General features: G+C 66.1%; 21 protein-coding genes. 9 read left to right on the top strand and 12 right to left on the bottom strand.

Features of this window, described 5'->3' with window-relative positions:
- Positions 1-45: 45 nt before the first annotated feature.
- Positions 46-1,293, top strand: a complete 1,248-nt coding sequence (locus B5X78_RS09475) for a TCR/Tet family MFS transporter (protein WP_079724153.1) — start codon at positions 46-48, stop codon at positions 1,291-1,293.
- 79 nt (positions 1,294-1,372) lie between these two features.
- On the opposite strand, the gene B5X78_RS09480 is transcribed toward B5X78_RS09475, so the two are convergent.
- From B5X78_RS09480 to B5X78_RS09490, 3 genes are all read right to left on the bottom strand, one after another.
- Complete coding sequence (locus B5X78_RS09480; protein WP_079724492.1) at positions 1,373-1,825, bottom strand: PepSY domain-containing protein; 453 nt, start codon at positions 1,823-1,825, stop codon at positions 1,373-1,375.
- 121 nt (positions 1,826-1,946) lie between these two features.
- Positions 1,947-3,113 (bottom strand): benzoate/H(+) symporter BenE family transporter, encoded by a 1,167-nt coding sequence (locus B5X78_RS09485; protein ID WP_079724154.1) that lies wholly within the window; start codon positions 3,111-3,113, stop codon positions 1,947-1,949.
- Positions 3,110-3,979, bottom strand: a complete 870-nt coding sequence (locus B5X78_RS09490) for a methylglyoxal synthase (protein WP_079724155.1) — start codon at positions 3,977-3,979, stop codon at positions 3,110-3,112. The genes B5X78_RS09485 and B5X78_RS09490 overlap by 4 nt, the downstream gene beginning before the upstream one ends.
- Before the next feature lie 125 nt (positions 3,980-4,104).
- Here B5X78_RS09490 and B5X78_RS09495 point away from each other — a divergent pair, with 125 nt between their 5' ends.
- Entirely contained in the window at positions 4,105-5,166 is a 1,062-nt protein-coding gene (locus B5X78_RS09495; RefSeq protein WP_079724156.1) for an NAD(P)-dependent alcohol dehydrogenase, read from the top strand.
- Positions 5,167-5,251: 85 nt separating this feature from the next.
- On the opposite strand, the gene B5X78_RS09500 is transcribed toward B5X78_RS09495, so the two are convergent.
- From B5X78_RS09500 to B5X78_RS09515, 4 genes are all read right to left on the bottom strand, one after another.
- Complete coding sequence (locus B5X78_RS09500; protein ID WP_079724157.1) at positions 5,252-6,697, bottom strand: FAD-dependent oxidoreductase; 1,446 nt, start codon at positions 6,695-6,697, stop codon at positions 5,252-5,254.
- Positions 6,698-6,712: 15 nt separating this feature from the next.
- The gene (gene gltB / locus B5X78_RS09505; RefSeq protein WP_079724158.1) at positions 6,713-11,170 is read right to left on the bottom strand and encodes a glutamate synthase large subunit; all 4,458 of its coding nucleotides are present in this window, start codon (positions 11,168-11,170) and stop codon (positions 6,713-6,715) included.
- A 210-nt stretch (positions 11,171-11,380) separates the two neighbouring features.
- Positions 11,381-11,704, bottom strand: a complete 324-nt coding sequence (locus tag B5X78_RS09510; protein ID WP_079724159.1) for an I78 family peptidase inhibitor — start codon at positions 11,702-11,704, stop codon at positions 11,381-11,383.
- A gap of 89 nt (positions 11,705-11,793) precedes the next feature.
- Positions 11,794-12,171 (bottom strand): I78 family peptidase inhibitor, encoded by a 378-nt coding sequence (locus B5X78_RS09515; protein WP_079724160.1) that lies wholly within the window; start codon positions 12,169-12,171, stop codon positions 11,794-11,796.
- A gap of 88 nt (positions 12,172-12,259) precedes the next feature.
- On the opposite strand from B5X78_RS09515, the gene B5X78_RS09520 reads away from it, so the two are divergent.
- Positions 12,260-13,378: a DNA topoisomerase IB gene (locus B5X78_RS09520; RefSeq protein WP_229730896.1), complete on the top strand. Its 1,119-nt coding sequence runs from the start codon at positions 12,260-12,262 to the stop codon at positions 13,376-13,378.
- 78 nt (positions 13,379-13,456) lie between these two features.
- On the opposite strand, the gene B5X78_RS09525 is transcribed toward B5X78_RS09520, so the two are convergent.
- The 3 genes from B5X78_RS09525 to B5X78_RS09535 form a co-directional block, all read right to left on the bottom strand.
- Positions 13,457-13,783, bottom strand: coding sequence for an I78 family peptidase inhibitor (locus B5X78_RS09525; protein ID WP_079724493.1), 327 nt, complete (start codon positions 13,781-13,783; stop codon positions 13,457-13,459).
- Between the two features lie 310 nt (positions 13,784-14,093).
- Entirely contained in the window at positions 14,094-15,167 is a 1,074-nt protein-coding gene (gene alr / locus B5X78_RS09530) for an alanine racemase (RefSeq protein ID WP_079724162.1), read from the bottom strand.
- Positions 15,146-16,453 (bottom strand): D-amino acid dehydrogenase, encoded by a 1,308-nt coding sequence (locus B5X78_RS09535; protein WP_079724163.1) that lies wholly within the window; start codon positions 16,451-16,453, stop codon positions 15,146-15,148. Before B5X78_RS09535 ends, alr begins: the two co-directional genes overlap by 22 nt.
- 166 nt (positions 16,454-16,619) lie before the next feature.
- On the opposite strand from B5X78_RS09535, the gene B5X78_RS09540 reads away from it, so the two are divergent.
- From B5X78_RS09540 to B5X78_RS09560, 5 genes are all read left to right on the top strand, one after another.
- Positions 16,620-17,099: a winged helix-turn-helix transcriptional regulator gene (locus tag B5X78_RS09540; RefSeq protein ID WP_079724164.1), complete on the top strand. Its 480-nt coding sequence runs from the start codon at positions 16,620-16,622 to the stop codon at positions 17,097-17,099.
- A 111-nt stretch (positions 17,100-17,210) separates the two neighbouring features.
- A complete protein-coding gene (locus B5X78_RS09545) occupies positions 17,211-19,310 on the top strand; it encodes a M13 family metallopeptidase (RefSeq protein WP_079724165.1) in 2,100 nt (699 codons plus the stop codon).
- Positions 19,311-19,448: 138 nt separating this feature from the next.
- Positions 19,449-20,300, top strand: a complete 852-nt coding sequence (locus B5X78_RS09550) for an NYN domain-containing protein (protein WP_079724166.1) — start codon at positions 19,449-19,451, stop codon at positions 20,298-20,300.
- Positions 20,300-20,893, top strand: a complete 594-nt coding sequence (locus B5X78_RS09555) for a DUF938 domain-containing protein (RefSeq protein ID WP_079724167.1) — start codon at positions 20,300-20,302, stop codon at positions 20,891-20,893. The genes B5X78_RS09550 and B5X78_RS09555 overlap by 1 nt, the downstream gene beginning before the upstream one ends.
- A 231-nt stretch (positions 20,894-21,124) precedes the next feature.
- Positions 21,125-23,023, top strand: coding sequence for a M61 family metallopeptidase (locus B5X78_RS09560; protein ID WP_079724168.1), 1,899 nt, complete (start codon positions 21,125-21,127; stop codon positions 23,021-23,023).
- A gap of 26 nt (positions 23,024-23,049) precedes the next feature.
- Here B5X78_RS09560 and B5X78_RS09565 read toward each other — a convergent pair whose 3' ends face one another.
- Positions 23,050-23,469, bottom strand: a complete 420-nt coding sequence (locus B5X78_RS09565) for a VOC family protein (protein ID WP_079724169.1) — start codon at positions 23,467-23,469, stop codon at positions 23,050-23,052.
- Positions 23,470-23,479: 10 nt separating this feature from the next.
- The gene (locus B5X78_RS09570) at positions 23,480-24,208 is read right to left on the bottom strand and encodes an iron-containing redox enzyme family protein (RefSeq protein WP_079724170.1); all 729 of its coding nucleotides are present in this window, start codon (positions 24,206-24,208) and stop codon (positions 23,480-23,482) included.
- Between the two features lie 305 nt (positions 24,209-24,513).
- Here B5X78_RS09570 and B5X78_RS09575 point away from each other — a divergent pair, with 305 nt between their 5' ends.
- On the top strand, positions 24,514-25,356 hold the full coding sequence (locus B5X78_RS09575) for a hypothetical protein (RefSeq protein ID WP_079724171.1): 843 nt from the start codon (positions 24,514-24,516) through the stop codon (positions 25,354-25,356).
- Positions 25,357-25,386 lie beyond the last annotated feature (30 nt).

Here is a 25,386-nt window from a genome sequence, read left to right on the forward strand (position 1 = left end):
GGCCGCCGTCCATCGACTACACTGCCCCGCTTTCGATCAGAACCCTTGCCCGTGACCCAAGAAACCCAGGCTGTCAGCGGCCGCCGTGCCGCGCTGATCTTCATTTTCATCACCGTCCTGATCGACATCCTCTCGTTCGGCGTGATCATCCCGGTGCTGCCCGGCTTGGTCCGCGAGTTCGTGGGTGGTGACTTTGCCGAGGCCGCGTGGTGGGTCGGCATCTTCGGCACCTTGTTTGCCGCCATCCAGTTTGTCTGCTCGCCGATCCAGGGTGCGCTGTCGGATCGCTTCGGCCGCCGCCCGGTCATCCTGCTGTCCTGCTTCGGCCTGGGCGTGGACTTCATCCTGATCGCGCTGGCGCAATCGCTGCCCTGGCTGCTGATCGCGCGCATCTTCTCCGGCGTGTTCTCGGCCAGCTTCACCACCGCCAATGCCTACATCGCCGACATCACCCCGCCGGACCAGCGTGCCAAGGCCTTCGGCATGATCGGCGCGGCGTTCGGCCTGGGTTTCATCATCGGCCCGGTGATTGGCGGGCAGTTGGGCGCAATCGATCTGCGGCTTCCGTTCTGGTTCGCCGCCGGCCTGGCCTTGCTCAACTTCCTCTACGGCTGGTTCGTGCTGCCTGAGTCGCTGCCCAAAGAAAAGCGCACGCCCAAGTTCGACTGGTCGCATGCCAATCCGATCGGCTCGCTGTTCCTGCTCAAGCGCTACCCGCAGGTGTTCGGCCTGGCGGCCGTCGTGCTGATCGCCAACCTGGCGCACTACGTCTATCCCAGCGTGTTCGTCTTGTTTGCCGAGTACCAGTACCGCTGGAACGAGCGGCAGGTGGCGTGGGTGTTGGCCCTGGTCGGTGTGTTCAGCGTGATCGTGCAGGCCGGACTGGTCGGCAAGGTGGTGCCGAAGTTCGGCGAGCGCCGCACGCTGTTGTTTGGCCTGGCCTGCGGCGTGGTCGGCTTCTTCATCTACGGCCTGGCGGATGTGGGCTGGATCTTCCTGATCGGTTTGCCGATCAGCGCGCTGTGGGGCCTGGCCGGTCCTGCCACGCAGGCGCTGATCACGCGCCAGGTGGGCGCCGACGTGCAGGGGCGCATCCAGGGTGCGTTGATGAGCCTGGTCAGCCTGGCCGGCATCTTCGGCCCGCTGATGTTCGCCGGCACCTTTGGCTGGTTCATCGGCGATAGCGCGCCGGCGCATGTGCCGGGCGCACCGTGGATCCTGGCCTCGGTGTTGTTGTTCGTGGGCTGGCTGGTGGCCTGGCGCTTTGCCCGCGCGCCGGCGCCGCATCACTGACCCGCCAGCGGACTGTCAGCACACCGCATTCGCATCAGGCCGGAGCCGCGCCACCACGCACGACTCCGGCCTCCCGCCGTCAATCGTTTTCGACGTGGATCACCGCACCGGTGGTGGCATCCAGATGGATCTCCACGTCATTGCCGTCGGCGCGCTCGGCCTCGGCCTTCCAGACGCCATCGTCGAAATCGATGTCATGCACCTTGGAATAGCCGGCGGCGGCCAGTTTGGCCTTGATGTCGTTCTCGCTGAATTTGGACACCAACTTTTCTGCCTTGATGTCGCGCGTGGCCGGGTTGACGCGCACGTCCACGCGATCACCGTTGGCGCTGGTGGCATCGGTTTCCCACATGCCGTCTTCGAAATCCAGATCATCGATGCGGGTATAGCCCTGTTCGGCCAGCAGCGCGCGCACCTGCGGTTCGGTCAGCGCGGCCTTGGCCGGATCGGCGGCCTGCGCCTGTGCCAGCAGCGGGGTGGCGGTCAGCAGGCCAATCAGCAAGGCGTTGCGTAGGGTCGATGGCTTGCGCATGAAGCACTCCTGCATTGGGGTGAACCGATGCTAGGCAGCCGGCGATCACCCGCAGGTGAAAACAGGACGAGAGGCTTGCTCGCAAGCAGGCTTCATTAAGCCACGTGGAGATCCGTGCACATCAAGCTGCACGCTTCCACAACAACAGCGTCAGCGCACCGGCGATCAAGCCCCAGAACGCCGAGCCGATACCGGCGATGGACAGGCCCGAGGCGGTGACCAGAAAAGTGATCAGCGCCGGCTCGCGCTGCTGCTCATCGCGCAGCGAGGCAGCCAGGCTGTTGCCGATCGTGCCCAACAGCGCGATGCCGGCAATGGCCATGATCAATTCCTTGGGGAACGCGGCGAACAAGGCCGCCACCGTAGCGCCGAACAAACCAACCAACACGTAGAACACACCGGCCGCCACCGACGCCACGTAGCGTCGCTGCGCATCCTCGTGTGCCTCACGACCCATGCAGATTGCCGCAGTGATCGCCGCCAGATTCAACGCAAACGCGCCGAATGGCGCGAGCAGCAGGTTGGTCAGCCCGGTCCAGCCGATGACGGGCGAAATCGGAATCGAATACCCCGAGGCGCGAATCACCGCCACGCCGGGCACGTTCTGCGACGCCATGGTGACCACGAACAAGGGCAGCGCAATCCCGAACAGCGCCGCCAGCGAGAAGCCGGGCATGATGAAATTCGGCCTGGCCAGTTGCCAGTGCAGGCCCTGCGTATGCAGCAACCCCAGCGCCGAAGCAAAGCCAATGCCGGCCAGCAGGGTCAGGATCACTGCGTAACGCGGCAGCCAGCGACGCGTCAGCAGGTAGACCACGAACATGGTCAGCGCCATCGCCAGTTGCGTCTTCATGGCCACGAACGCATCCAGGCCGAAGCGCAGCAAGACGCCGGCCAGCATGCCCGAGGCCAGCGACACCGGGATGCGGCTGATCATCCGCTCGAAGATGCCCGAGAAGCCGGCCACCGTGATCAACGCCGCCGAGATCAGGAACGCGCCGATGGCTTCGCTCAGAGGCAGGCCGGCCGCGCTGCTGATCAACATCGCCGCGCCGGGCGTGGACCAGGCGGTCACCACAGGCATGCGATAGCGCAACGAGAGCGCAATGCAGGTCACGCCCATGCCCAGGCCCAAGGCCCACATCCACGAACTGATCTGCTCAGGCGTCGCGCCCAGCGACTGCGCGGCCTGGAACACGATCACCGCCGAACTGGCAAAGCCCACCAGCACGGTGACAAAGCCGGCGGCGATGGCGGAGACCGACAGGTCGCGAAAAAACCGGCTCATGGCTTGCGCAGCTCGGCGGCCACGCACCAGCGCCGCGCCACCGCCGGTGAGGTCATGCAGACGGCTTCATCGGTCACCGTCGTCACCGCCCGCTCCAGCAACTGGATGTCGGCTTCATGCTGGCGCGCCACATGCGGGTCTTCGAAAAAGATCACGCGCTGGCAGCGCCGCTCCAGCACCCGATCGGCAATCTGCGCGTCGCCGCCCATCGGGCCGCTCTGGTAGCGCTCTGCCCACGGCCGATCCTGCGGCCAGCCGCGGCTCCAGGCCAGTTCATTGAGCCGCTGGCCGGTGGTGCCGGTGGCCACCCGATGGGCGAAGCGCGAGAGCACGTCGAAATGTTCGCCGGCAAAGGCGATCATCTGCGGCTTCATCGCATCGTGGGCAATCAGCGCCAGGGTCTGCGATTCCAGTGCGTGGAAGACATCCGCACCGCGATCCGCCGGCAGCCCGGCATGCAGGCGCTCCATTTCCACCCAGTCGCGGGCCGAGGCCACCGTCGACAGGAACGGCTTGCCATGGATCACGCATTGCCGCTTCAGCGCAATCGCCTCGGGGAAAATCGAGGACGGGTCGACCGGATCGATCAGGTAGATGGCGCCATCCAGATGGCGCTCGGCGCCTTCCATGCCGACGACTTCGGCGACCAGTTTCATCAACCCGCCGTCGCGACCGTAGGGATAGCGCTTCAACACATCGTGGCCGCGCAGCATGCCGGCGGCGGCAATGGCGTCGTAGGTGCGGCCGACCGCATGCAGGCCCAGTTGCAGCTCGCGGATGCCCGGTTCGCAGGCACGCAGCCAGCGGAACAGGGCAGCGTCTTCGGTGTGGTGATGCAGGCGGTTCGCCGCCAGGCCCAGGCGCATCGCGTAACCCTTTGGAGGAGGTCGCTGGAGTTTAAGGCAAGCAATGCGGACTAATGGGATAGACCCCGTCGCAACTGCAACACACCCGAGGCCTAAAATGCGTCACCCCACCAGGAGATCTCCCCATGAGCCACGCCCACGGCTACGCCGCGCTGTCCGGTGATCAGGCCCTCGCCCCGTTCTCGTTTGAACGCCGCGAGCCCGGCCCGAACGACGTCAAGATCGAAATCCTCTACTGCGGTGTCTGCCATTCGGACCTGCACACCGCCCGCAACGAGTGGAACAACACGCTGTTTCCGTCCGTGCCGGGCCATGAAATCGTCGGCCGGGTAAGTGCGGTCGGCTCGGCGGTCACCGGCTTCAAGGTCGGCCAGATGGCCGGCGTGGGCTGCATCGTCGACAGCTGTCGCACCTGCGCGTCCTGCTCGGACGGCGAAGAGCAGTACTGCGAGAACGGCTTCACCGGCACCTACAACGGCTCGATCTTCGGCGGCAGCCATAACACCTACGGCGGCTACTCCGACCAGATCGTGGTCGATGAGAAGTACATGCTGCGCATCAGCCACGACGAAGCGCAGCTGGCCGCGGTCGCGCCGCTGCTGTGCGCCGGCATCACCACCTATTCGCCGCTGGCGCACTGGAAGGTCGGCCCCGGCCAGAAGGTCGGCGTGGTCGGTCTGGGAGGCCTGGGCCACATGGCGGTGAAGATCGCCAAGGCGATGGGCGCCGACGTGGTGTTGTTCACCACCTCGGCCAACAAGCGCGACGACGCGCGGCGCCTGGGCGCCAGCGAAGTAGTGGTGTCGCGCGATGCGGATCAGATGGCGGCGCAGGCCGGCCAGTTGGACTTCATCGTCAACACCGTGGCCGCGCCGCACGATCTGGACGCGTTGCTGGCCACGCTCAAGCGTGACGGCACCATGGTGCTGGTCGGCGCGCCGGCCACACCGCATCCCTCGCCGAACGTGTTCAACCTGATTCTCAAGCGCCGCTCGCTGGCAGGCTCATTGATTGGCGGCATCCGCGAAACCCAGGAGATGCTGGACTTCTGCGCGCGCCACGGCATCGTCTCGGACATCGAGATGATCCGCATGGACGAGATCAACGAGGCCTATGAGCGGATGCTCAAGGGTGATGTGAAGTATCGCTTCGTGATTGATATGGCGACGCTGGGCGCGGCTGAGTAAGTCGGGCTCCGCGCGAGCGTCTGCCCCCACTCTTGCCCCTTCCCCCGCTTGCGGGGGAAGGTTGGGATGGGGGCGCTCTTCGCGCTTAGCGCAGCACCAGCTGCGCAATGCTGCCCGCCGCATCCCGTCCCTCGGCCACCGCCGTCACCACCAGATCCGCACCACGCACCGCATCACCCCCGGCAAACAGCTTGGGGTGATGGGTCTGGAACGGCAGGCGATCATCGCCACCGGCGACGATGCGGCCGTTGGGCGTGCCCTGCACGCCGGCCGAGGCCAGCCATTCCGGCACGCTCGGTGAAAAGCCAAACGCGATGATCACCACGTCCGCGTCCAGCAGCGATTCGCTGCCTTCGATCGGCACCGCGTTCTGGCGACCGCGCTCATCCGGCTCGCCCAGGCGGGTTTCGACCACCCGCACGCCAATGGTCTTGCCGTCGGCATCGCCTTCGATGGCCAGCGGCTGGCGATTGAACAGGAAGCGCACGCCTTCCTCGCGTGCATTGGCCACTTCGCGCGCCGAGCCGGGCATGTTGGCTTCATCGCGACGATAGGCGCAGGTCACCCGCGCGGCGCCGAGGCGGATCGCACTGCGCACGCAGTCCATGCCGGTGTCGCCACCGCCCAGCACCACCACGCGCTTGCCAGCCAAATCCGGCACCGCCAGCTTGTCTTCCCAGCCGGCAATCGGCCGGCCCCAGGGGTCATTGCCACCGACGATGCGACCGTTCTGCACCAGGAACGGCAGCGCCGGCAGCACGCCTTCCAGATCCTGGCCGATCAGGCCGCCATCGGTATAGCGGTAGGCGCCGGTGCCCAGGAACACCGCATCGAAATCTTCCAGCAGCTGTTCCAGGGTGATGTCGCGACCGATTTCCACGCCCAGGCGGAATTCCACGCCCATGCCTTCGAGCACTTCGCGGCGCTTGGCGATCACGCTCTTTTCCAGCTTGAAGGTCGGGATGCCAAACTGCAGCAAGCCGCCAATCTGCTCGTAGCGATCAAACACCACCGCATGGATGCCGGCGCGCACCAGCCGATCCGCGCAGCCGATGCCGGCCGGACCCGCCCCGATCACCGCTACCCGCTTGCCGGTGGCCTGCACATCGCTCAGATCCGGTCGCCAGCCCGCGGCCAGTGCGGTGTCGGTGATGAACTTCTCGACCGCGCCAATGGTGACGGCGCCGAATTCCTCCAAGGTGCAGGCGCCTTCGCACAGGCGATCCTGCGGGCAGACGCGGCCGCACACTTCCGGCAGCGGATTGGTGGAGTGGCACAGTTCGGCCGCTTCGGTGATGCGGTTTTCCTGCACCAGCTGCAGCCACTGCGGAATGGCGTTGTGCACCGGGCATTTCCAGCTGCAGTACGGATTGCCGCAATCCAGGCAGCGTCCGGCCTGGTACTGCGCATCGGGCTTGTCGAACTTGCCGTACAACTCGCTCCAGTCGCCGGAGGTGCGCAGTTCCAAAGGAATGCGCTGCGGCATGGTGCGCGGCAGGTCGAGGAACTGGAAGACGTTCTTCTTGCTCATGATCTCTTGTGCCCCTTACGCCGCGCGCCGCAGCGAATCCGTCAGCGATTCCAGACTGGCTGCCTTCGGCTTCACCAGCCAGAACTTGCCGACGTAGTCGCGGAACTCGTCGAGGATCTGCTGCGCCCAGATGCTGCCGGTCAGTTCGCGATGACGCTGGATCAACTTGTGCAGATGCTGGCGATGGCTCTCGAAGCCTTCCGGCGAAATGCGATGGATGTCGATCAGTTCGTGGTTGTAGCGGTCGACGAAATCGCGATCCAGATCCAGCACGTAGGCCAGGCCACCGGTGAAGCCGGCACCGAAATTCAGGCCGACCCGGCCCAGCACCATCACGATGCCGTCGGTCATGTACTCGCAACAGTGATCGCCCGCGCCTTCGATGACCGCCAGCGCGCCGGAGTTGCGCACCGCGAAACGTTCGCCGGCGCGACCGGCGGCAAACAGCTCGCCACCGGTGGCGCCGTACAGGCAGGTGTTGCCGATGATCGGCGTGTTGCGCGCCTCGAAGCGCGCGCCGCGCGGCGGACGTACCACCAGCCGGCCGCCGGCCATGCCCTTGCCGACGTAGTCGTTGGCTTCGCCTTCCAGTTCCATCAGCAGGCCACCGGCGTTGAACGCGCCAAAGCTCTGGCCGGCGGTGCCACGGAAGCGCAGGTTGAGCGGCGCATCGGCCATGCCCTGGTTGCCGTGGGTGCGGGCGATGGCGCCAGACAGGCGCGTACCGATCGAGCGATCAGTGTTGTGGATCAGGAAACGATGCTCGCCGCCGCTCTTGTTGCGGATCGGCTCGGCCAGCAGGCCATCGAGCTGGGTGGCCAAGCTGTCAGGTGATTCGTACAGGCGTTGCGCCGCGCAGCTGCTGTTGTCCACATGCGCACCCTGCAACAGCCGCGACAGATCGACGTTGACGCCGGCACGCGGCGAGGTGGTGATCTGTTCCAGCAGTTCAGTGCGGCCGACGATTTCATCCAGCGAACGCGCGCCGAGGTACGACAACCACTGGCGCACTTCCTCGCTGAGCAGGCGGAAGAAGTTCTCCACCCGCTCCGGCAGGCCGGTGAAGTACTGCGAGCGCAGGCGTTCGTCCTGGGTGGCCACGCCGGTGGCGCAGTTGTTGAGGTGGCAGATGCGCAGGTACTTGCAGCCCAGCACGATCATCGGGCCGGTGCCGAAGCCGAAACTGTCCGCACCCAGCAGCGCCGCCTTGACCACGTCCAGGCCGGTCTTCAGGCCACCGTCGATCTGCAACACGGTGCGCTCGCGCAGCTGGTTGAACACCAGCGCCTGGTGCGCCTCGGCCACGCCCAGTTCCCACGGCACGCCGGCATAGCGGATCGAACTGACCGGGCTGGCGCCGGTGCCGCCGTCATGGCCGGAGATGGTGATCAGATCCGCCCCGGCCTTGACCACGCCGGCAGCAATCGTGCCGACGCCGGCATGCGAGACCAGCTTGACCGACACCAGCGCCTGCGGATTGACCTGCTTGAGGTCGTAGATCAGCTGGGCCAGATCCTCGATCGAATAGATGTCGTGGTGCGGCGGTGGCGAAATCAGACCGATGCCCGGACGCGCATAGCGCAGGCGGGCGATCAGTTCATTGACTTTGTGGCCGGGCAGCTGGCCGCCTTCGCCGGGCTTGGCGCCCTGCGCGACCTTGATCTGCAGCACTTCGGCATTGACCAGGTATTCCGGGGTCACGCCGAAACGGCCCGAGGCGACCTGCTTGATCTTGCTGCGCTTCTCGGTGCCGTAGCGCACCGGATCCTCGCCACCTTCGCCGGAGTTGCTGCGGCCGCCGAGGCGGTTCATCGCGATGGCCAGCGCTTCGTGCGCTTCCGGAGAAAGAGCGCCCAGGCTGATCGCGGCGGTGTCGAAACGGCGCAGCAGATCGCTGGCATCGGCGACTTCGTCCAGCGGCGTCGGCGTTTCCGCGCGCTTGAGCTGCAACAGATCGCGCAAGGCCGAAGGTGGACGCGAGTTCACCGAATCCGCATACGCCTGCCAGTCACGGCTGTCGCCGGTGCGGGTGGCGCGCTGCAGCGTCATGACCACGTCCGGGTTGTACATGTGGTATTCGCCGCCATGCACGTACTTGAGCAGGCCGCCTACTTCCTGGCTCTGGCCATCATCCCAGGCGCGTGCGTCGAGCTCGCGTGCCTCGCGATCCAGCCGCTCGAAACCCACGCCGCCGATGCGCGCCGGCGTTTCGGCAAAGCACAACTCCACCACGTCCGGCTCCAGGCCGACGATTTCAAACAGCTGCGCACCGCGATAGCTGCTGATGGTGCAGATGCCCATCTTGGAGATGATCTTGGACAGACCCTTGTAGATACCCTTTCGGTAGCTGCGGCCGATCTGGGTCTGCTCGCCGCCCTTCTTCAGGTGCAGGATGTTGCGCCGGCCCAGATCGAACAGGGTCTGATAGGCCAGGTAGGGATAGACCGCGGTGGCGCCGTAACCGATCAGGCAGGCGATATGGTGCGCATCGCGGGCGGTGCCGGTTTCGATGATCAGGTTGACGTCGCAGCGCAGGCCTTCGCGGCACAGGTGGTGATGCACCGCGCCGGTGGCCATCAGCGCATGCACCATCGGCCGGCCCTGTTGCGGGCGGCGATCACTGAGCACCACCATCACCTGACCATCGCGGGCGGCGGCTTCGACTTCGGCGCAGATGCGTTCAATCGCCGCCTTCAGGCCTTCCTCGATGCTGTAGGACAGATCGATGTAGCGATGCTTCTGATCGTACGGCGCCATCTTCAACAGCTGGCGCAGCTTGCGCTGGCTGAGCACCGGCGAGTTGAGGATGACGTGGTTCACCGTCTCCGGGCCGGCGTGGAAGATGTTGGTCTCCCGGCCCAGCTGGGTGGCCAGCGACATGACGCAGTCTTCGCGCAGCGGATCCAGCGGCGGATTGGTCACCTGCGCAAACGCCTGGCGGAAGTAGTCGTAGAGCGGACGCGTCTGCCGGCTCAGCACCGCCATCGGCGTGTCATCGCCCATCGAGCCGGTGGCTTCCTGCTCGGTCTCGGCCAGCGGGCGCAACACCTGTTCCACTTCCTCGCTGGTCAGCTGGAACAGCTTGTGGAAGCCGCGCAGGGTCTTTTCATCGAACGGCGCATCGGTCAGCGACGGATCGATCAACTCGGTCTGCAGGTAGGTCACGCCCTGGTGCAGCCACTGCTTGTAGGGCGCGCGGCCACGGTTGATCCGATCCACCGCCTCGCTGTCGAGAAGATCGCCACGCTTGAGATCAATGGCCATCATCTCGCCCGGGCCCAACTTGCCCTTGCGGCTGACGCGCTCGGCCGGCACTTCCCACACGCCGGCTTCGGAGGCGACCAGGAAGTGACGATCACTGGTGAGCATCCAGCGCGCCGGGCGCAGGCCATTGCGATCCAGCATGCAGGCGGCATAGCGGCCGTCGCAGGCGACGATGCCGGCGGGGCCATCCCACGGCTCGGTATTCAAGCCGTAGTACTCGTAGAAAGCCGCGAGATCGGCGTCCTTGAACTCCAACGACTGGGTCGCCGGCGGCACCAGGATGCGCAGCGCCTGCAGCAGATCCATGCCGCCCGCCACCAGCAGCTCCAGCATGTTGTCCAGGCTCTGCGAATCCGAGCCGTGCATGGAGATCACCGGATCGAATTCGGCGATGTCGAAGCGCGGCGTCTTCCAGACCTTGCTGCGCGACTGTGCCCAGCGGCGGTTGCCTTCAATCGTGTTGATTTCGCCGTTGTGCGCCAGCAAGCGGAACGGATGCGCCAGCGGCCAACGCGGCAGGGTGTTGGTGGAAAAGCGCTGGTGGAACACCACCGCGCTGCTGGCCAGATCGCTGCGCTGCAGATCCGGGAAGAAGATCGGCAGCTTGTCCGGCAGCACCATGCCCTTGTAGCCGATCGCATGCACGGCCAGGCTGACCACGTAGAAGTCCGGCTGGCTCTGGCGCAAGGCTTGTTCGGCACGACGACGGGCCAGGAACAGCGTCAGGTTGAAGCGATCATCGTCTTGCTTGTCGCCGGCATCGACAAAGACCTGTTCGATGCGCGGCAAGGTGTCGCGGGCCAACTGGCCGCAGACGCTGTCATCGGTCGGCGGCACGCGCCAGCCGCGGACGATGGCGCCGGCGCGGGTCAGTTCGGCTTCGAGAGTCTCGCGACATCGCGCGGCATCCGCCGCCTCGTGTGGCAGGAACACCAGGCCGGCGGCAAAGCGCGCGCCGATGCTGATGCCGGCTTCCTGCGCGAGCGTGCGCAGGAAGGGTTCGGGTTTTCGAATCAGCAGGCCGCAGCCGTCACCGGTCAAACCATCGGCGGCGACGCCGCCACGATGGGTCATGCGCGAAAGCGCCGCGATAGCGGTGTCCACGAGCGCACGCGAAGGTTGATCGTCCAGTTGCGCGATCATGCCGAAGCCGCATGCGTCGCGTTCGTCGTTCGGGTCGTAAAGCCCTTGGCGACTGCGAGGGGCCATCTCTCTTGCCTCTGAATCGTACTGACGGCGACACCGTGCCCTGCCCACGCAGCGGCACTTCAAAATGTCACCGGAACCCCGAATAGAGCACAGTTGTTGCGGTGCCGCAACCGGCTTCCGACTGATGCGTGTTTAGTTGCAGTCGCAACTTTTCAGTGGCGTTTCTTTGGTCTGCAAGCGAGACGATCGTTGTGCGCGCGTGTTGGCTGCTCAGCCACAGCTGACCCGGGTGACACGCCCATTGGCATCCAGATGCAGATTCAATCGGCCGGCACGGAATTCCTGGGTGATCACCTGATCGTTGCGCACGGCGCGGGCCAGATCGGCCTGCGCGGCGGCGCGGGCCTTTTCCAGCAGCGCGGCATTGACGGGCTGGCCGACGGCGAACTGCGCGGGCACGGTATTGCAGCGGGGTGGCTGCGGCGCGGAAGCCGGTGGCCGCGCGCTGCTCGCGGCTCGCGGAGGCGGGCTGGAGCTGCAACTGGCCAGCAGCAAAGCCACCACGCCAGCGGACAACCGGATGAGGTGATGCATGCGCCGCTCCAGCGTGGGCCCGAAAGGGCCGTGCGCATTCTAGGACGCGCACGGCCAGGCCGCGAGGGAGTCGATCGCGTGGGTGGGGATCAGCCGCAGCGAACGGCGGTGACCACGCCCTTTTCGTCCAGATCGATGTTCAGGCGATTGGGATTGAAATCCATCGTCGCGGCTTCGCCCGGCTTGAGACTGCGCACGTTGGCGGCGTTGGCGTCCTTGCCGGCCTGTTCCAGTTCGGCCGGCGTCGCCGCCTTGCCGATGACCCATTGCGCCTGGGTGTCATCGCAGCTGCCTTCCGGTACGGCGGCCGGCGTGGCGGCGGCTTCGGTGGGCGCCGGCGCTTGTGCCACCTCGGCGGCGGCGGCCTGCGACTGTTCGGTGGCGGCCGTCTGTTCGTCCGGTGCGGGCGCCGAGCAGGCAGCCACGCTCAGGCAGATCAACAAGGCGGGGAGGGCGGGACGAAACATGCAGGCTCCTGGACGAAGGTGAATGGAGCAAGCATCGCCGACGCGACATTCGCATGTCGTTAACCGGCGGGTTCGTGAGAATCCGGCGATGTCCAGCAGCCGACAAGAAGACAAAGACATGCCTATGGCCGAGCAAGAGGCGCGCGCTGCGGGCCTGGTCTATGTCAGTGATGCCGATCCCGGCATCCAGCGCCGACGCGCGGGCCGTGGGTTTGCTTATCGCGATGCGGCCGGGCAGGTGGTCCGTGACCGCGATACGTTGGCGCGGATCCGCGCATTGGCCATTCCCCCGGCCTACACCGATGTGTGGATCTGCGCGCGCCCGCGCGGGCACCTGCAGGCCACCGGCCGCGACGCCCGGCGGCGCAAGCAGTACCGCTACCACGCGCAATGGACGCAACTGCGCGGCGACGGCAAGTTCGGCCGCATCGTCGCCTTCGGTCGCGCGCTGCCGCGGCTGCGCCGGCGGCTGCGCGCCGACCTGGCCCTGCCGGGCTTCCCGCGCGACAAGGTGCTGGCGATCGTGGTGGCGCTGATGGCCACCACGCTGGTGCGCATCGGCAGTGCCGAGTACGCCCGCAGCAACCGCTCCTTTGGCCTGACCACTCTGCGCAACCGGCATGCCGAGTTCGTCAGTGGGGGCCGGGTGCGCCTGCACTTCCGCGGCAAGGGCGGCCAGGAACACGACATCGAAGTGGACGACCAGCGCCTGGTCAAACTGGTGCGCGCCTGCCAGCAGCTGCCGGGCCAGGCGCTGTTCCAGTATCGCGATGACGAGGGCGCGCTGTGCCCGGTCGACTCGGGCGAGGTCAACGACTACCTGCGCGCGGCCATGGGCGAAGATTTCACCGCCAAAGACTTCCGCACCTGGGGCGGCACCCTGGCCGCGTTCCAGCAACTGGCGGCGACGCCGCTGCCGGAGCGGTTGAGCCAGCGCGCCATCGCGCAGGTGCAGAAGGCGGTGGCCTGCGAGGCGGCGGAAGTGCTGGGCAATACGCCGGCGGTGTGCCGCAAGTCCTACATCGACCCGGCGGTCTTCGACGGTTGGCAGAGCGGGCAGCTGCAACGCGACGCCGAGGGCGCGCGTGGGGCACGCCAGTGGGAGGCGGCGGCGCTGCGATTCCTGACGCGAGCGCATCGCCCCGCGGCGAAGAAGTCTGCGACGAAGCCGTCCGCGAGCGCCCGCACGAAGTCCAGGCAGCCATAGCCGACGCGCGCACGCTTGCCCATCAACCCCAGCACGCCGACGTTCGCAGGCGTGCCATGACGTGTCAGTCGATAGCCGTCAGCCGCAGCTGATGCGGACGATCTTGTTCGCCGCGTCCAGGTGGATGTTCACCCGGTCCTCGCGGTAGTCCATGGTCACCGCCTGGTTCGGCGAGATGGGACGGACCAGGCCGGCGCCGCTTTCCTTCCAGATGCGATCAAAGTTGGCCTGGTTGTTCGGTTGTCCAATCGCCCATTGCACGGCGTCCGCATTGCATTTGCCGGTGCCGGGACGCGCCGGCTGGTTGCCGCCGGTGACGGCGCCCGGCGACGACTCGGGCGGGGTGGATGCACAGGCGGCAAGCACCGCGATCAGGGGCAACACGCTGAAGCGGATCAGGGACATGGCAGCTTCCTCGCTGACGGGAGCCTGCATCGTACCGCCGCAATGAGCCTTTCGGTCGGGCACGCCAAGCTCAGACGGCAAGAGGGCGCCCACTCATTTGTAAGTTGACGAGCCCGCCAGCGACTGGTCCAATCTGCAACACCACTCCGCCCTCGTCGTCGCCATTAGGTTGGCCCAACGGCCTGGGACGAAAAAACCGCCGCAAGGCGGTTTTTTCATGCCCGCAACTCCTGCCAACTCTCCCAACGTGTTCCTACACGAAAGGAGCCGATTGACAAGCCGGCTCATTGGTAAGGGAATCGCCTCTGGATCACTCCACGTACACCCGCGGCGCGCGCTTCAGACCACACAGCAGCGAGTACGCGCTGCCATTGAGATGCCGGGCGACTTCGGTCACCGGCACCTGCCGGCCCCACAGTTCCACCTGGCTGCCCAGGCCGGCCGCAGGCAGGTCGGTCAGATCCACGGTGAGCATGTCCATCGACACGCGGCCGATCAGCCGGCTGGCCTGGCCATCGATGCTGACGGGGGTGCCGGTGGGGGCGAACTGCGGGTAGCCATCGGCGTAGCCCAGCGCGACCACGCCCACGCGGGTGGGGCGATCGGTGACGAAGCTGCCGCCGTAGCCAATCGGCTCACCCGCGGCGAGCTCGCGCACGCTGATGATCTTCGACTCCAGCGTCATCACCGGCTGCAGCTGGCTGGCCTGCGCCTGCACGGTGTTGAACGGCGTGGCGCCATACAGCATCAGGCCGGCGCGGCCCCAGTCGTTGCGCAGCGTCGGCCAGCCCAGCAAGCCGGGCGAATTGCTGACGCTGTGTTCGCCGGGCAAACCGGCGACCGTGGCGATGAAGGCCTGCGCCTGCTCGTCGGTGCGCGCGCTGTCCAACTCATCGGCGCGGGCGAAGTGGGTCATCGCCACCAGCGAGTCCACCTGCGGCAACGCGACCAGTCGTTCCCAGCCGGCGCGATAGTCGGCGGGCGACAGGCCGACCCGGTGCATGCCCGAATCCAGCTTCAGCCATACCCGCAACGGTCGCGGCAGCGGCGTGCGTTCGAGCGCGTCGATCTGCCAGTGCGAGTGCACCACGCACCACAGATTGTGTTGCGCGATCAGCGGCAGCTCGGCGGCTTCGAAGAAACCTTCCAGCAACAGGATCGGCGCGCGGATACCGCCGTCGCGCAGGGCGAGGGCTTCTTCCAAACAGGCCACCGCAAAGCCATCGGCAGCGTCAGCCCCCAGCGCCTGCGCGCAACGCACGGCGCCGTGCCCGTAGGCATCGGCTTTGACCACGGCCAGGGCGCGGCCGCCGGCCAGTTGCCGGGCGAGCCGATAGTTGTGGCGCAGCGCAGGAAGATCGATCAGCGCGCGGGCTGGGCGCATGGTTCGGGCAGTGGGTCATGGCCGCGGCGGCGCGCGCCGTAGCGGGAAATATCCAGGCCTTCGCCGCTGATTTGCGGCATGCGCGAGGCCATCTGGTCGGCCAGGTAGCGGCCGGAGCCACACGCCATGGTCCAGCCCAGTGTGCCATGACCGGTATTGAGGAAGAGATTGGACAGCCCGGTCGCACCCACCACCGGCGTGCCGTCGGGCGTGGCCGGACGCAGCCCGGTCCAGAATTCGGCGCGCGCCAGATCACCGCCGCGCGGATACAGACCACCCACCACCTTTTCCAGGGTGGCGCGGCGCCGCGCCGGCAGCGACAGATCGTAGCCGGCCACTTCGGCCATGCCGCCCACGCGGATGCGATGGTCGAAGCGGGTAATGGCGACCTTGTAGCTCTCGTCCAGGATGGTCGAGGTGGGGGCCATTGCCGCGTCCGTGATCGGCAGGGTCAGCGAGTATCCCTTGAGCGGATACACCGGCAGGCGGATGCCCAGCGGCGCCAGCAGCTTGGGGGTGTAGCTGCCCAGCGCCAGCACGTAGCGGTCGGCGGTTTCGCGGCGACCGTTGATGATCGCGCCGCTGATGCGGCCGTTCTGCGTCTCCAGCGCCTGCACATCCTGGCCGTAGCGGAACTCCACACCGGCCGCGGCGGCCATCGACGCCAGCCGACGGGTGAACAGGTTGCAGTCGCCGGTCTGGTCGTTCGGCAGGCGCAACGCGCCCACCAGCTTGTCCGAGACGCTGGCCAGCGCGGGCTCGACGCGGGCGATCCCGGCGCGGTCCAGCAATTCGAACGGCACCCCGTATTCCTGCAGCACGGCGATGTCCTTGGCCGCGCCATCGAGCTGCGACTGGGTGCGGAACAGCTGGGTGGTACCGAGCTGGCGACCTTCGTAGTCGATGCCGGTTTCCTTGCGCAGTTCGTCCAGGCTGTCGCGGCTGTACTCGGACAGCCGCACCATCCGCGCCTTGTTGATCGCGTAGCGGTCCTGGGTGCAGTTGCGCAGCATCTGCGCCAGCCACAGGTACTGGTTGGGATCCAGGCCGGGCCTGATGGCCAGCGGCGCGTGCTTGGAGAACAGCCACTTCAATGCCTTCAACGGCACGCCGGGCGCGGCCCAGGGAGAGGCATAGCCAGGCGAAATCTGGCCGGCATTGGCAAAGCTGGTTTCGTCGGCCGGACCGGCCTGGCGATCGATCACCGTCACTTCAAAGCCGGCGCGCGCCAGATACCACGCGCTGGTCACGCCAATGACGCCACTGCCCAATACCAGTACCCGCATGACCGCTCCGAAAGGTTTCCGAGAAGCCTCCGAGACATTTCCCTGGGCTGGATGCCCGGGCTCCGGAGTTCGGCGAGTATAGAGACGGTCAAGTAGGGAGTTTTTCCGTTTTATCAGGCAGACTTGGGGGAAATCCCCAAAAACACATTCGTTCCCGGAGACGCCCATGAACAGCCGCCGCCGCGAGCTCGACAAGATCGACCGCAACATCCTGCGCGTGCTGCAGGAAGAGGGTCGGATTTCCTTCACCGAACTGGGCGAACGGGTCGGCCTGTCCACCACCCCCTGCACCGAGCGCGTGCGCCGGCTCGAGCGCGAGGGCGTGATCACCGGCTACTACGCCCGCCTGGACCCGCAGTTCCTCAAGGCCAACCTGCTGGTGTTCGTGGAGATCAGCCTGTCCTACAAGTCCGGCGACATCTTCGAGGAGTTCCGCCGCGCGGCCCTGCGCCTGCCCAACGTATTGGAATGCCACCTGGTCTCAGGCGACTTCGACTACCTGATCAAGGCGCGCATCTCGGAGATGGCCTCGTATCGCAAGCTGCTGGGCAGCACCTTGCTGACCCTGCCGCATGTGCGCGAATCCAAGAGCTACATCGTGATGGAAGAGGTCAAGGAAACCCTGAGCCTGCCGGTGCCGGACTGATACCGGCGCCTTGAGCTTGCTGAAGGGCGGGGGATGACCTCAAGCACATGACGTCCGGGCTACAGGCAGGCGTATCGTGCGGGACTTTTCCCGCAGTACCGAGGCCCGTCCATGCAAGCACCCCGTTGGCTCCTGCTCAGCGCCGCCATTTGCGCCATCACCGCCTGTAACCGCAGCCCCGAGCCGGCGGCCGACGCGCCGCAGGCCAGCGCCACCGCCCCGGCCGCCGCGCCGAACGCAGGTGTCGACCTGGCCGGCATCGACAAGGCCGTCGCTCCGGGCGACGACTTCGACGAATACGCCAATGGCACCTGGCGCCGCAATACCCAGATTCCGGATGACCGCGCCAGCACGGGCATCTTCCTGCAGGTGTTCCAGACCGCAGAGAAGCGCGAGGCCGAACTGGTGCAGGGCCTGGCCAAGGGCAATGCCGCGGCCGGCAGCAACGAACGCAAGATCGCCGACTACTACACCGCCTTCCTCGACGAGGCCGGCATCGAACAGCGCGGCCTGGCGCCGTTGCAGCCCAAGCTCGATGCGATCGCCGCCATCGCCACGCCGGCGGATCTGTCGCGCTACCTGGGCGCCAGCGTGCGCTCGGATACTGATCCGCTCAACGCCACCAACTACGCCACCGAAAACCTGTTCGGTCTTTTTGTCGCCCAGGGCCTGGTGGATCCCTCGCACAACGTGGGCTACCTGATGCAGGGCGGCCTGGGCATGCCGGATCGCGAGTACTACCTGTCCAAGGACAAGGAGATGGCCGCGTATCGCGACCAGTACCAGACCTACATGGCCAAGCTGCTGCAGCAGGCCGGCACGGCCGAGGCCGATGCGGTCAAGCAGGCCAAGGCGATCATGGATCTGGAAATGAAGATCGCCCAGGCCCAGGCCAGCATCGTCGACAGCCAGAACGTGCGCCTGCCCAAGCAATGGGAAACCGCCGCCTACGCCAAGCAGGCGCCGGGCATCGATTGGACCGCGTTCTTCGAAGGCGCCGGTCTGAGCCAGGAGAAGACCCTCTATGCCTGGCAGCCCGAAGCAATCAGCAAGCTCTCGGCGTTGGTCGCCAGCCAGCCGCTGCAGACCTGGAAGGATTACCTGCGCCTGCGCGCGATCGATCACAGCGCCGCGTTGTTGCCCAAGGCCTATGCGGATCTGTCGTTCGATTTCTACGGCAAGACCCTCAACGGCACGCCCAAGCAACGTGATCGCTGGAAGCGCGCGCTCAGCGCCACCGATGCCGCGCTCGGCGATGCGGTCGGCCAGCTGTATGTGAAGCAGTACTTCCCGGCCTCGTCCAAGGCGCAGGTGGAAGACATGGTCGGCAACATCCTGGCCGCGTTCCGCGAAGGCGTCGACAAGCTGGAATGGATGACCCCGGCCACCAAGGAAAAGGCCAAAGCCAAGGCCGCCACCATGCGCGTGAGCGTGGGTTATCCGGACACCTGGCGCGACTACGGCAAGCTGGAGATCAAGGCCGACGACGCATTGGGCAATCGCCTGCGCGCCGAAGAGCACGAATACCGCCACCAGCTGGCCAAGCTGGGCCAGGCGCCGGATCGCGGTGAATGGTGGTTGCTGGCGCAGCAGGTCAACGCCGTGCAGCTGCCGCTGCAGAACGCGATGAACTTCCCGGCCGCAATCCTGGAAGCGCCGTTCTTCGATCCCAAGGCCGACCCGGCCGCCAACTACGGCGCCATCGGCGCGGTGATTGGCCACGAGGTCAGCCACGGCTTCGACAACACCGGCGCGGACTTCGACGATCAGGGGCGCCTGGCCAACTGGTGGACCAAGGAAGATGCCGAGCACTTCAAGGCCGCCGGGGATCGCCTGATCGCACAGTACGACGCCTACGAGGCGCTGCCCGGTCTGCACGTCAAGGGCGAACAGACGCTGGGCGAGAACATCGCCGACGTCGCCGGCCTGCAGGCGGCTTACGTGGCCTACAAGAAGTCGCTGGGCGGCAAGCCGGCGCCGGTGATTGACGGCTTGACCGGTGATCAGCGCTTCTTCCTGGCCTTTGCGCAGGCCTGGCGCGAAAAGACCCGCGATGCGGCGCTGCGCGCGCAGGTGATTGGCGACGGCCATGCACCGGGCCGTTTCCGCGCGCAGACCGTGCGCAACCTGGATGCCTGGTACGACGCCTTCCCGTCCAAGGCCGGCGAGAAGCTGCATCTGGAACCCAAGGATCGGGTCAAGATCTGGTGACCCTCGCACGCCACGGAGACGCGCGTCTCCGTGGCGTGTCCCGGCCGGCCATGCCGGCCCGGGGCGATTGCGGCGTCACGGCCGCGCGGGCATAGTCGGCGGCAAGTGCTTGCAGCAAGCGCAGCGGATCCGCCCACGATGAAGTCCAAGAACTCCGCACGTACCGACAACGAGGATCGCCTGGCGGTGTTGATCGACGCCGACAACGCGCAACCGTCGGTCATCGAAGGCCTGCTCTCCGAGATCGCCAAGTACGGCGAGCTGAGCGTCAAGCGCATCTACGGCGACTTCACCAGCACCCGCATGACCCAGTGGAAGGCGGCACTGCTCAGGCACTCCATCGCGCCGGTGCAGCAGTTCGCCTACACCAGTGGCAAGAACGCCACCGACAGTTCGCTGATCATCGATGCGATGGACCTGCTGTACACGCAGCGCTTCGATGGCTTCTGCCTGGTCTCCAGCGACAGCGACTTCACCCGCCTGGCGCAGCGCTTGCGCGAAGGCGGCATGACCGTCTATGGCTTTGGCGAGCAGAAGACACCGGACGCTTTTGTGCAGGCCTGCAACAAGTTCGTCTACACCGAGGTGCTGCGCAGCGAAGCGCCGCCACCGACGATGCCGCCCGCCAAGGCACCGGCCAAGGCAACCAAAAAGACCGCCAAGCCGGCGGCGAAGAAATCCGCTGCGCCAATCGCCGAGCCGACCGCCACGCCCGCGGCCGAACCGGCGCGCAATGACAACCTGCCGCTGCGGCTGATTCGCCAGGCGATCGAGGAAGCATCCGACGATCAGGGCTGGGCGTTCCTCGGCAGTGTCGGCAGTTACCTGGTCAAGGTGCGGCCGAACTTCGATCCGCGCCTGTACGGACAGAAGAAGCTGAGCGATCTGCTCAAGCAGGATCGCCAGCACTTCGAAATGGAAGAGCGCGGTGGCGACGGCGGCACCAGCAAGCGCATCTATGTGCGCTGGCGGGAATCGTCGCCGGCATGATGGACGACAAGCCGCACGCGCCCAGCTGTGATCGCAACCGCGATCCGATTCTGGCGGTATTGCGGCACCACTTTGCCGAAGTGGCCAGCGTGCTGGAGATCGGCAGCGGCACTGGCCAGCATGCGGTGTACTTCGCGCTGAAGATGTCGTGGCTGACCTGGCAATGCTCGGATCGTGAAGAGAATCTGCCCGGCATTCGCCAATGGCTGGAAGAGGCGATGCTGCCCAACACGCCGCCGCCGATCATGCTGGATGTGGATGGCCCGTGGCCGGAGCAGCGCTACCACGCGATGTTCAGCGCCAACAGCCTGCACATCATGGGCTGGGACAGCGTGCAGGCATTCTTCCGCGGGGTCGGCCAGCACCTTTCCGCGCGCGGCTCGCTGGTGGTGTACGGTCCTTTCAACTACGAAGGCCGCTACAGCAGCGACAGCAACCGCGAGTTCGATGCGTGGTTGAAAGCGCGCGATCCGCAATCGGCCATCCGCGACTTCGAAGCCGTCGATGCCTTGGCCCATGAGCAGGGCCTGCTGCTGATCGATGACGTGGCCATGCCCGCCAACAACCGCTGCCTGGTCTGGCGCAAGGTGTGAGGCGAAGAGCGCCCTCATCCGCCCTGCGGGCACCTTCTCCCGCTTGCGGGAGAAGGAGAACCACGGTGCCATCTGCTCCCGCTGCGCCATCTGCTCCCTCTCCCGCTTGCGGGAGAGGGTTGGGGTGAGGGCAAGGCGAAGACGGGATCCCGCCCATTCCTTCGTCACCACAAGGACAGGCGATCCCATTCGCACGCGCCACTCCCTGCACTGCCACGGACAATCCATCGCATGACCCGACTCGCCAGGCTCCTTTTTCTCGCCGCCCTGATCGTCTCGCCGCATGCGCTGGCGCAATCGCCACAGCAGGTCGTCGTGCCATCGCTGGCCGACACCTACCCCGGTGTGATCACCCTGGACGTCGACGCCAGCGACGTCACCCGGCGCATCCAGCGCGTGCGCGAAATCCTGCCCGTGCAGCCCGGGCGGTTGACGCTGTGGTATCCGAAATGGATTCCCGGCAACCACGCGCCGACCGGCCCGATCAATCAGATCGCCGGCCTGGTCATCCGCGGCAACGATCGGCCCATCGCCTGGCGCCGCGATCCCGGCGACATGTATGCGTTCCAGCTCGACGTGCCCGCAGGCGTGAGCAAGCTGGAAATTGCGTTCGACTACCTCTCGCCCACCGCCAGCGATCAAGGCCGGGTGGCGATGACGGCGCGCATGCTCTCGCTGCAATGGCACCGCGTGCTGCTGTATCCGGCCGGCGTGGACGCGCGTGGCATCCGCATCGCCGCGAGCCTGCGCCTGCCGTCCGGCTGGCAGCATGCCACGGCGCTGGAAGCCGCCGGCAATGCCGGCGGCCTGCTGCGCTTCGCACCGACGGATCTGATGACGCTGGTGGATTCGCCGCTCTACGCCGGCCAGCATTTCCGCAGCTTCCCGCTGGACGAGGGCAGGACGCCGGTACGCCTGAACGCGATGGCCGATACCGCCGAACAACTGCAGGCCACGCCGGCGATGATCCAGGCGCATCGCGCGCTGGTGACGCAAGCGGATCACGTGTTCGGTCCGCGTCCCTTCGCCCATTACGACTTCCTGCTGGCGGTGTCCGACAGCTTCAGCGGCATCGGCCTGGAGCATCGCCAGTCCAGCGAGAACGGCACCTACGCCGACTATCTGCTCGGCAGCGCAGCCTTCATCGACAACGATCTGCTGCCGCACGAATACGTGCATGCGTGGAGTGGCAAGTTCCGCCGTCCGGTCGGCACCTGGGCGCCTCACTACAACGTGCCCGCCGACAACTCGCTGCTGTGGGTCTACGAAGGCCAGACCCAGTACTGGGCGGTGGTGCTGGCGGCGCGCTCCGGGCTGTGGACGCAGGAGCAGGCGCGCGAGGTGCTGGCCAACACGCTGGCCACCGCAGCCACGCAGCCCGGCCGTGACTGGCGCGATCTGGGCGACACCGTCCACCAGGGCATCGTCGATTTCAACGATGCGCCGCAGGCCTGGGGCAGCTGGCAGCGCGGCTACGACTTCTACACCGAAGGCTCGCTGCTGTGGCTGGCGGTCGACGCACGCATGCGCGAGCTCAGTGGCGGCCGGCGCACGCTGGACGATTTCGCACAGCGCTTCCATGCCGGCGCCAGCGCGCAGGCGCCGGTGTCCACGTATGACCAGGAGGCGGTGGTGAATACCCTGGACAACGTGCAACACGACGACTGGCGTGGTTTCCTGCAAGCGCGCCTGAGCGGACTGGGCAAGCAGGCGCCGCTGGATGGCCTGGAGCGCAGTGGCTGGACGCTGATCTACAACGACACTCCGAATGCGGCGATCGAAGACGCCGAAAGCGCCGGCGGCTACGACGATTTCCGCTACTCGATCGGACTGCGCATCGACGGCGACGGCAAGGTGGCCGAAACCCTCTGGGACTCAGCGGCGTACCAGGCCGGCATCGTCAAGGACATGCAGGTGCTGGCCGTCAACGGACTGGCCTACAGCGCCGAGCGGCTCAAGCGCGCCATCACCACGGCCAAGGGAGCCGGACAACCGATCGAACTGATCCTGCGGCAGGGTGAGCAGTACAGCAGCCTGCGCCTCGACTACCAGGGCGGCCTGCGTTATCCGCATCTGCAACGCATCGCCCAAAGCCACGATCACCTGAGCGAGATCCTGGCGCCACGCTGAGGGCGCCCGTCATCTTGCGGCGGGCGTCAGGGAATGAAGGTCTGTTCGGGATCGTCGAACGACTTGAACTCCAGCGCATTGCCGGAAGGATCAAACAGGAACATCGTGACGTGCTGGCCCGGCTTGCCCTTCAAACGCAGGTGCGGCGGTTCGGCGAAATCCACTTGCGCGCGGGTCAGGCGCGCGGCCAGCTGTTCCCAGGACACGCGATCCAGGTTCATGCCGAAGTGCGGCACCGGCACGGCTTCGCCATCGAACCTGCTGTCGTGCAACGCCTGGGTCTGGTCGGCGATATGCGCGACCAGATGGTGGCCGAAAAAGTCGAAGTCCTGATAATTGACGTCGCTGCGCCCCTGCGGGCAACCGATCACGTCGCCATAGAATCGGCGCGCCTCGTCGAGGTCGCGCACGGGAAAGGCCAGGTGGAACTTGTTGACCGCGCTCATCGCCGGTTCCTCACGAGGCCACGCGCAGCGGTGGCACGCAGGCTTCGAAGATGTTCTGCCAGAACAGGTTCCAGGCGGTGATGCTGCGCGAGTAACCCTTGGCCAGTTCCGGCAACACGCTGGGATCTTCCTGCAGGTAGTCATCGATGGCCTTGCGGGTCAGCTCGCCGTGGATGATGTCTTCCTCGCCGGTGTGGATGGTCCAGAACTCCCAGTCGATGCTGTCGGCATGCTCGAGGAAGTACGGGTTGTTCTTCATGTGCTCGAACATCACCGACAAGTACGTCTGGCAGAGGCATTCACCGCCCATCCCACGCAGGCCCACGCCGTAGGCGATGGGATTGGCGGCCATGTCACGGGTCAGGCCCTTGAGGATGCGCTCGTTGGTGGGCAGCGCATGCCGCCACTGTTCCTCGTCCACGCCGATGGTCGAGAGAAAGCGATCGTAGACGGTGGGATGCGCCTTGCCCGGATCGCCTTCGCCCAGTTCTTCGGCGAGGATTTGTCCAAGCAGACTGCGCAGGCCGCCAAACGGCAGGCGCGCCACCAGCAAGGCCAGATCGCTGATGTAGTCGATGGTGAAGAATCGATACTGCACGCACACCTGGCGCAGTGCATCGATGGGGAGTTGTTCAAGCACGCCCATTTTCTGGGCGGCCAGGGCTTCGGTGGCCTCCTTGGCCTCATCGGCAAAGCGCCAGAACGCGTCCCGCGTCATCGGTGCAGTTTCTTGCAGCATGAGGATTTCCTATTCGTGGCTTCTTTATTCGAGGACAAGCACGCACAGCACGGCATGCGCGTCGCTTGAGCCCGGATGATGGTTGCCGCGCATGTGAGCAGAATGTGCACAAGCAAGCTTCACACGCGTGACGGGTTCACTTTTCCTGCATTGAACCTGCGGTCAACGGACCAAAGGCGCGAACCCGATCACGATCGCGGTCACGAAGGTGACAACAGGCTGAAGAAGAACAGCGCACGTGGCAGGCGTATTCACGTTCGCCGAGATGGCGTGCACGGCCTTGCCGACGTCGAGCGCTAGCATGCGTGGATGAAGCGCACGAGGCGATGATGCAGTCCGACATGCACGTGGAGGCGGACAGTCCACTGTTCCGCGATTCATCGCCCCGCGCGGTGGCGGTGTTGTGGACCGGTGGTTGGGATTCCACCTTCCAGGTGCTGCGCTTGTTGCTCAAGCATCGCCTGCCGGTGGTGCCTTATTACCTGGAAGACGCAACGCGCGCGTCCACGGCCGTCGAGCTGGCGACCATCCAGGCGATTTCCGACGCCCTGCGGCGCGAGCACGAACACGTTCGCGGCTTGCTGCGCCCGCTGCGCCGCTTCCTCGTCGCCGATATTCCGCGCGATCCCGCCATGCAGCAGGCCTTGCGCGAGGTGCGCCGCCGTTCGTACATCGGCGATCAATACGCCTGGCTGCCGGCATTCTGCAAACGCCAGCGCCTGGACGACATCGAACTGAGCGTGCATGTGGACGACAAGGTGCAGGCCTTGCTCTCATCGATGGTCAGCGACTTCCAGCAAGCCGGTTGCTACCGCAGCTACCGCGTCGATGCTCGCCATGCAGACCGACCCGAGTACGCGCTGTTCCGCTACTTCAGCTTTCCCCTGTTCGCCATCGACAAGCGCGCGATGCAGGACGAAGCCGCGCGCGAAGGCTGGTCGGACTACATGCACATGACCTGGTTCTGCCATCGCCCGTGGCGCGGCCAACCCTGCGGCGCCTGCGCGCCCTGCGTCTACGCCATCGAAGAGGGCATGGCCTGGCGCGTGCCACGGCAGCGGCGCGCGCTGACGTGGCTGTATCGAAAGTTCGCCCTGCCGCTCAAGCCGCCACTGCGCGCGGCGTTGGCGACGATGCGGCGAAGTTGACGCTGGACGGCGGCGCCATCGCGCCGCCGT

The organism is Pseudoxanthomonas indica (assembly GCF_900167565.1).
GTDB classification, from domain to species: Bacteria; Pseudomonadota; Gammaproteobacteria; order Xanthomonadales; family Xanthomonadaceae; genus Pseudoxanthomonas_A; species Pseudoxanthomonas_A indica.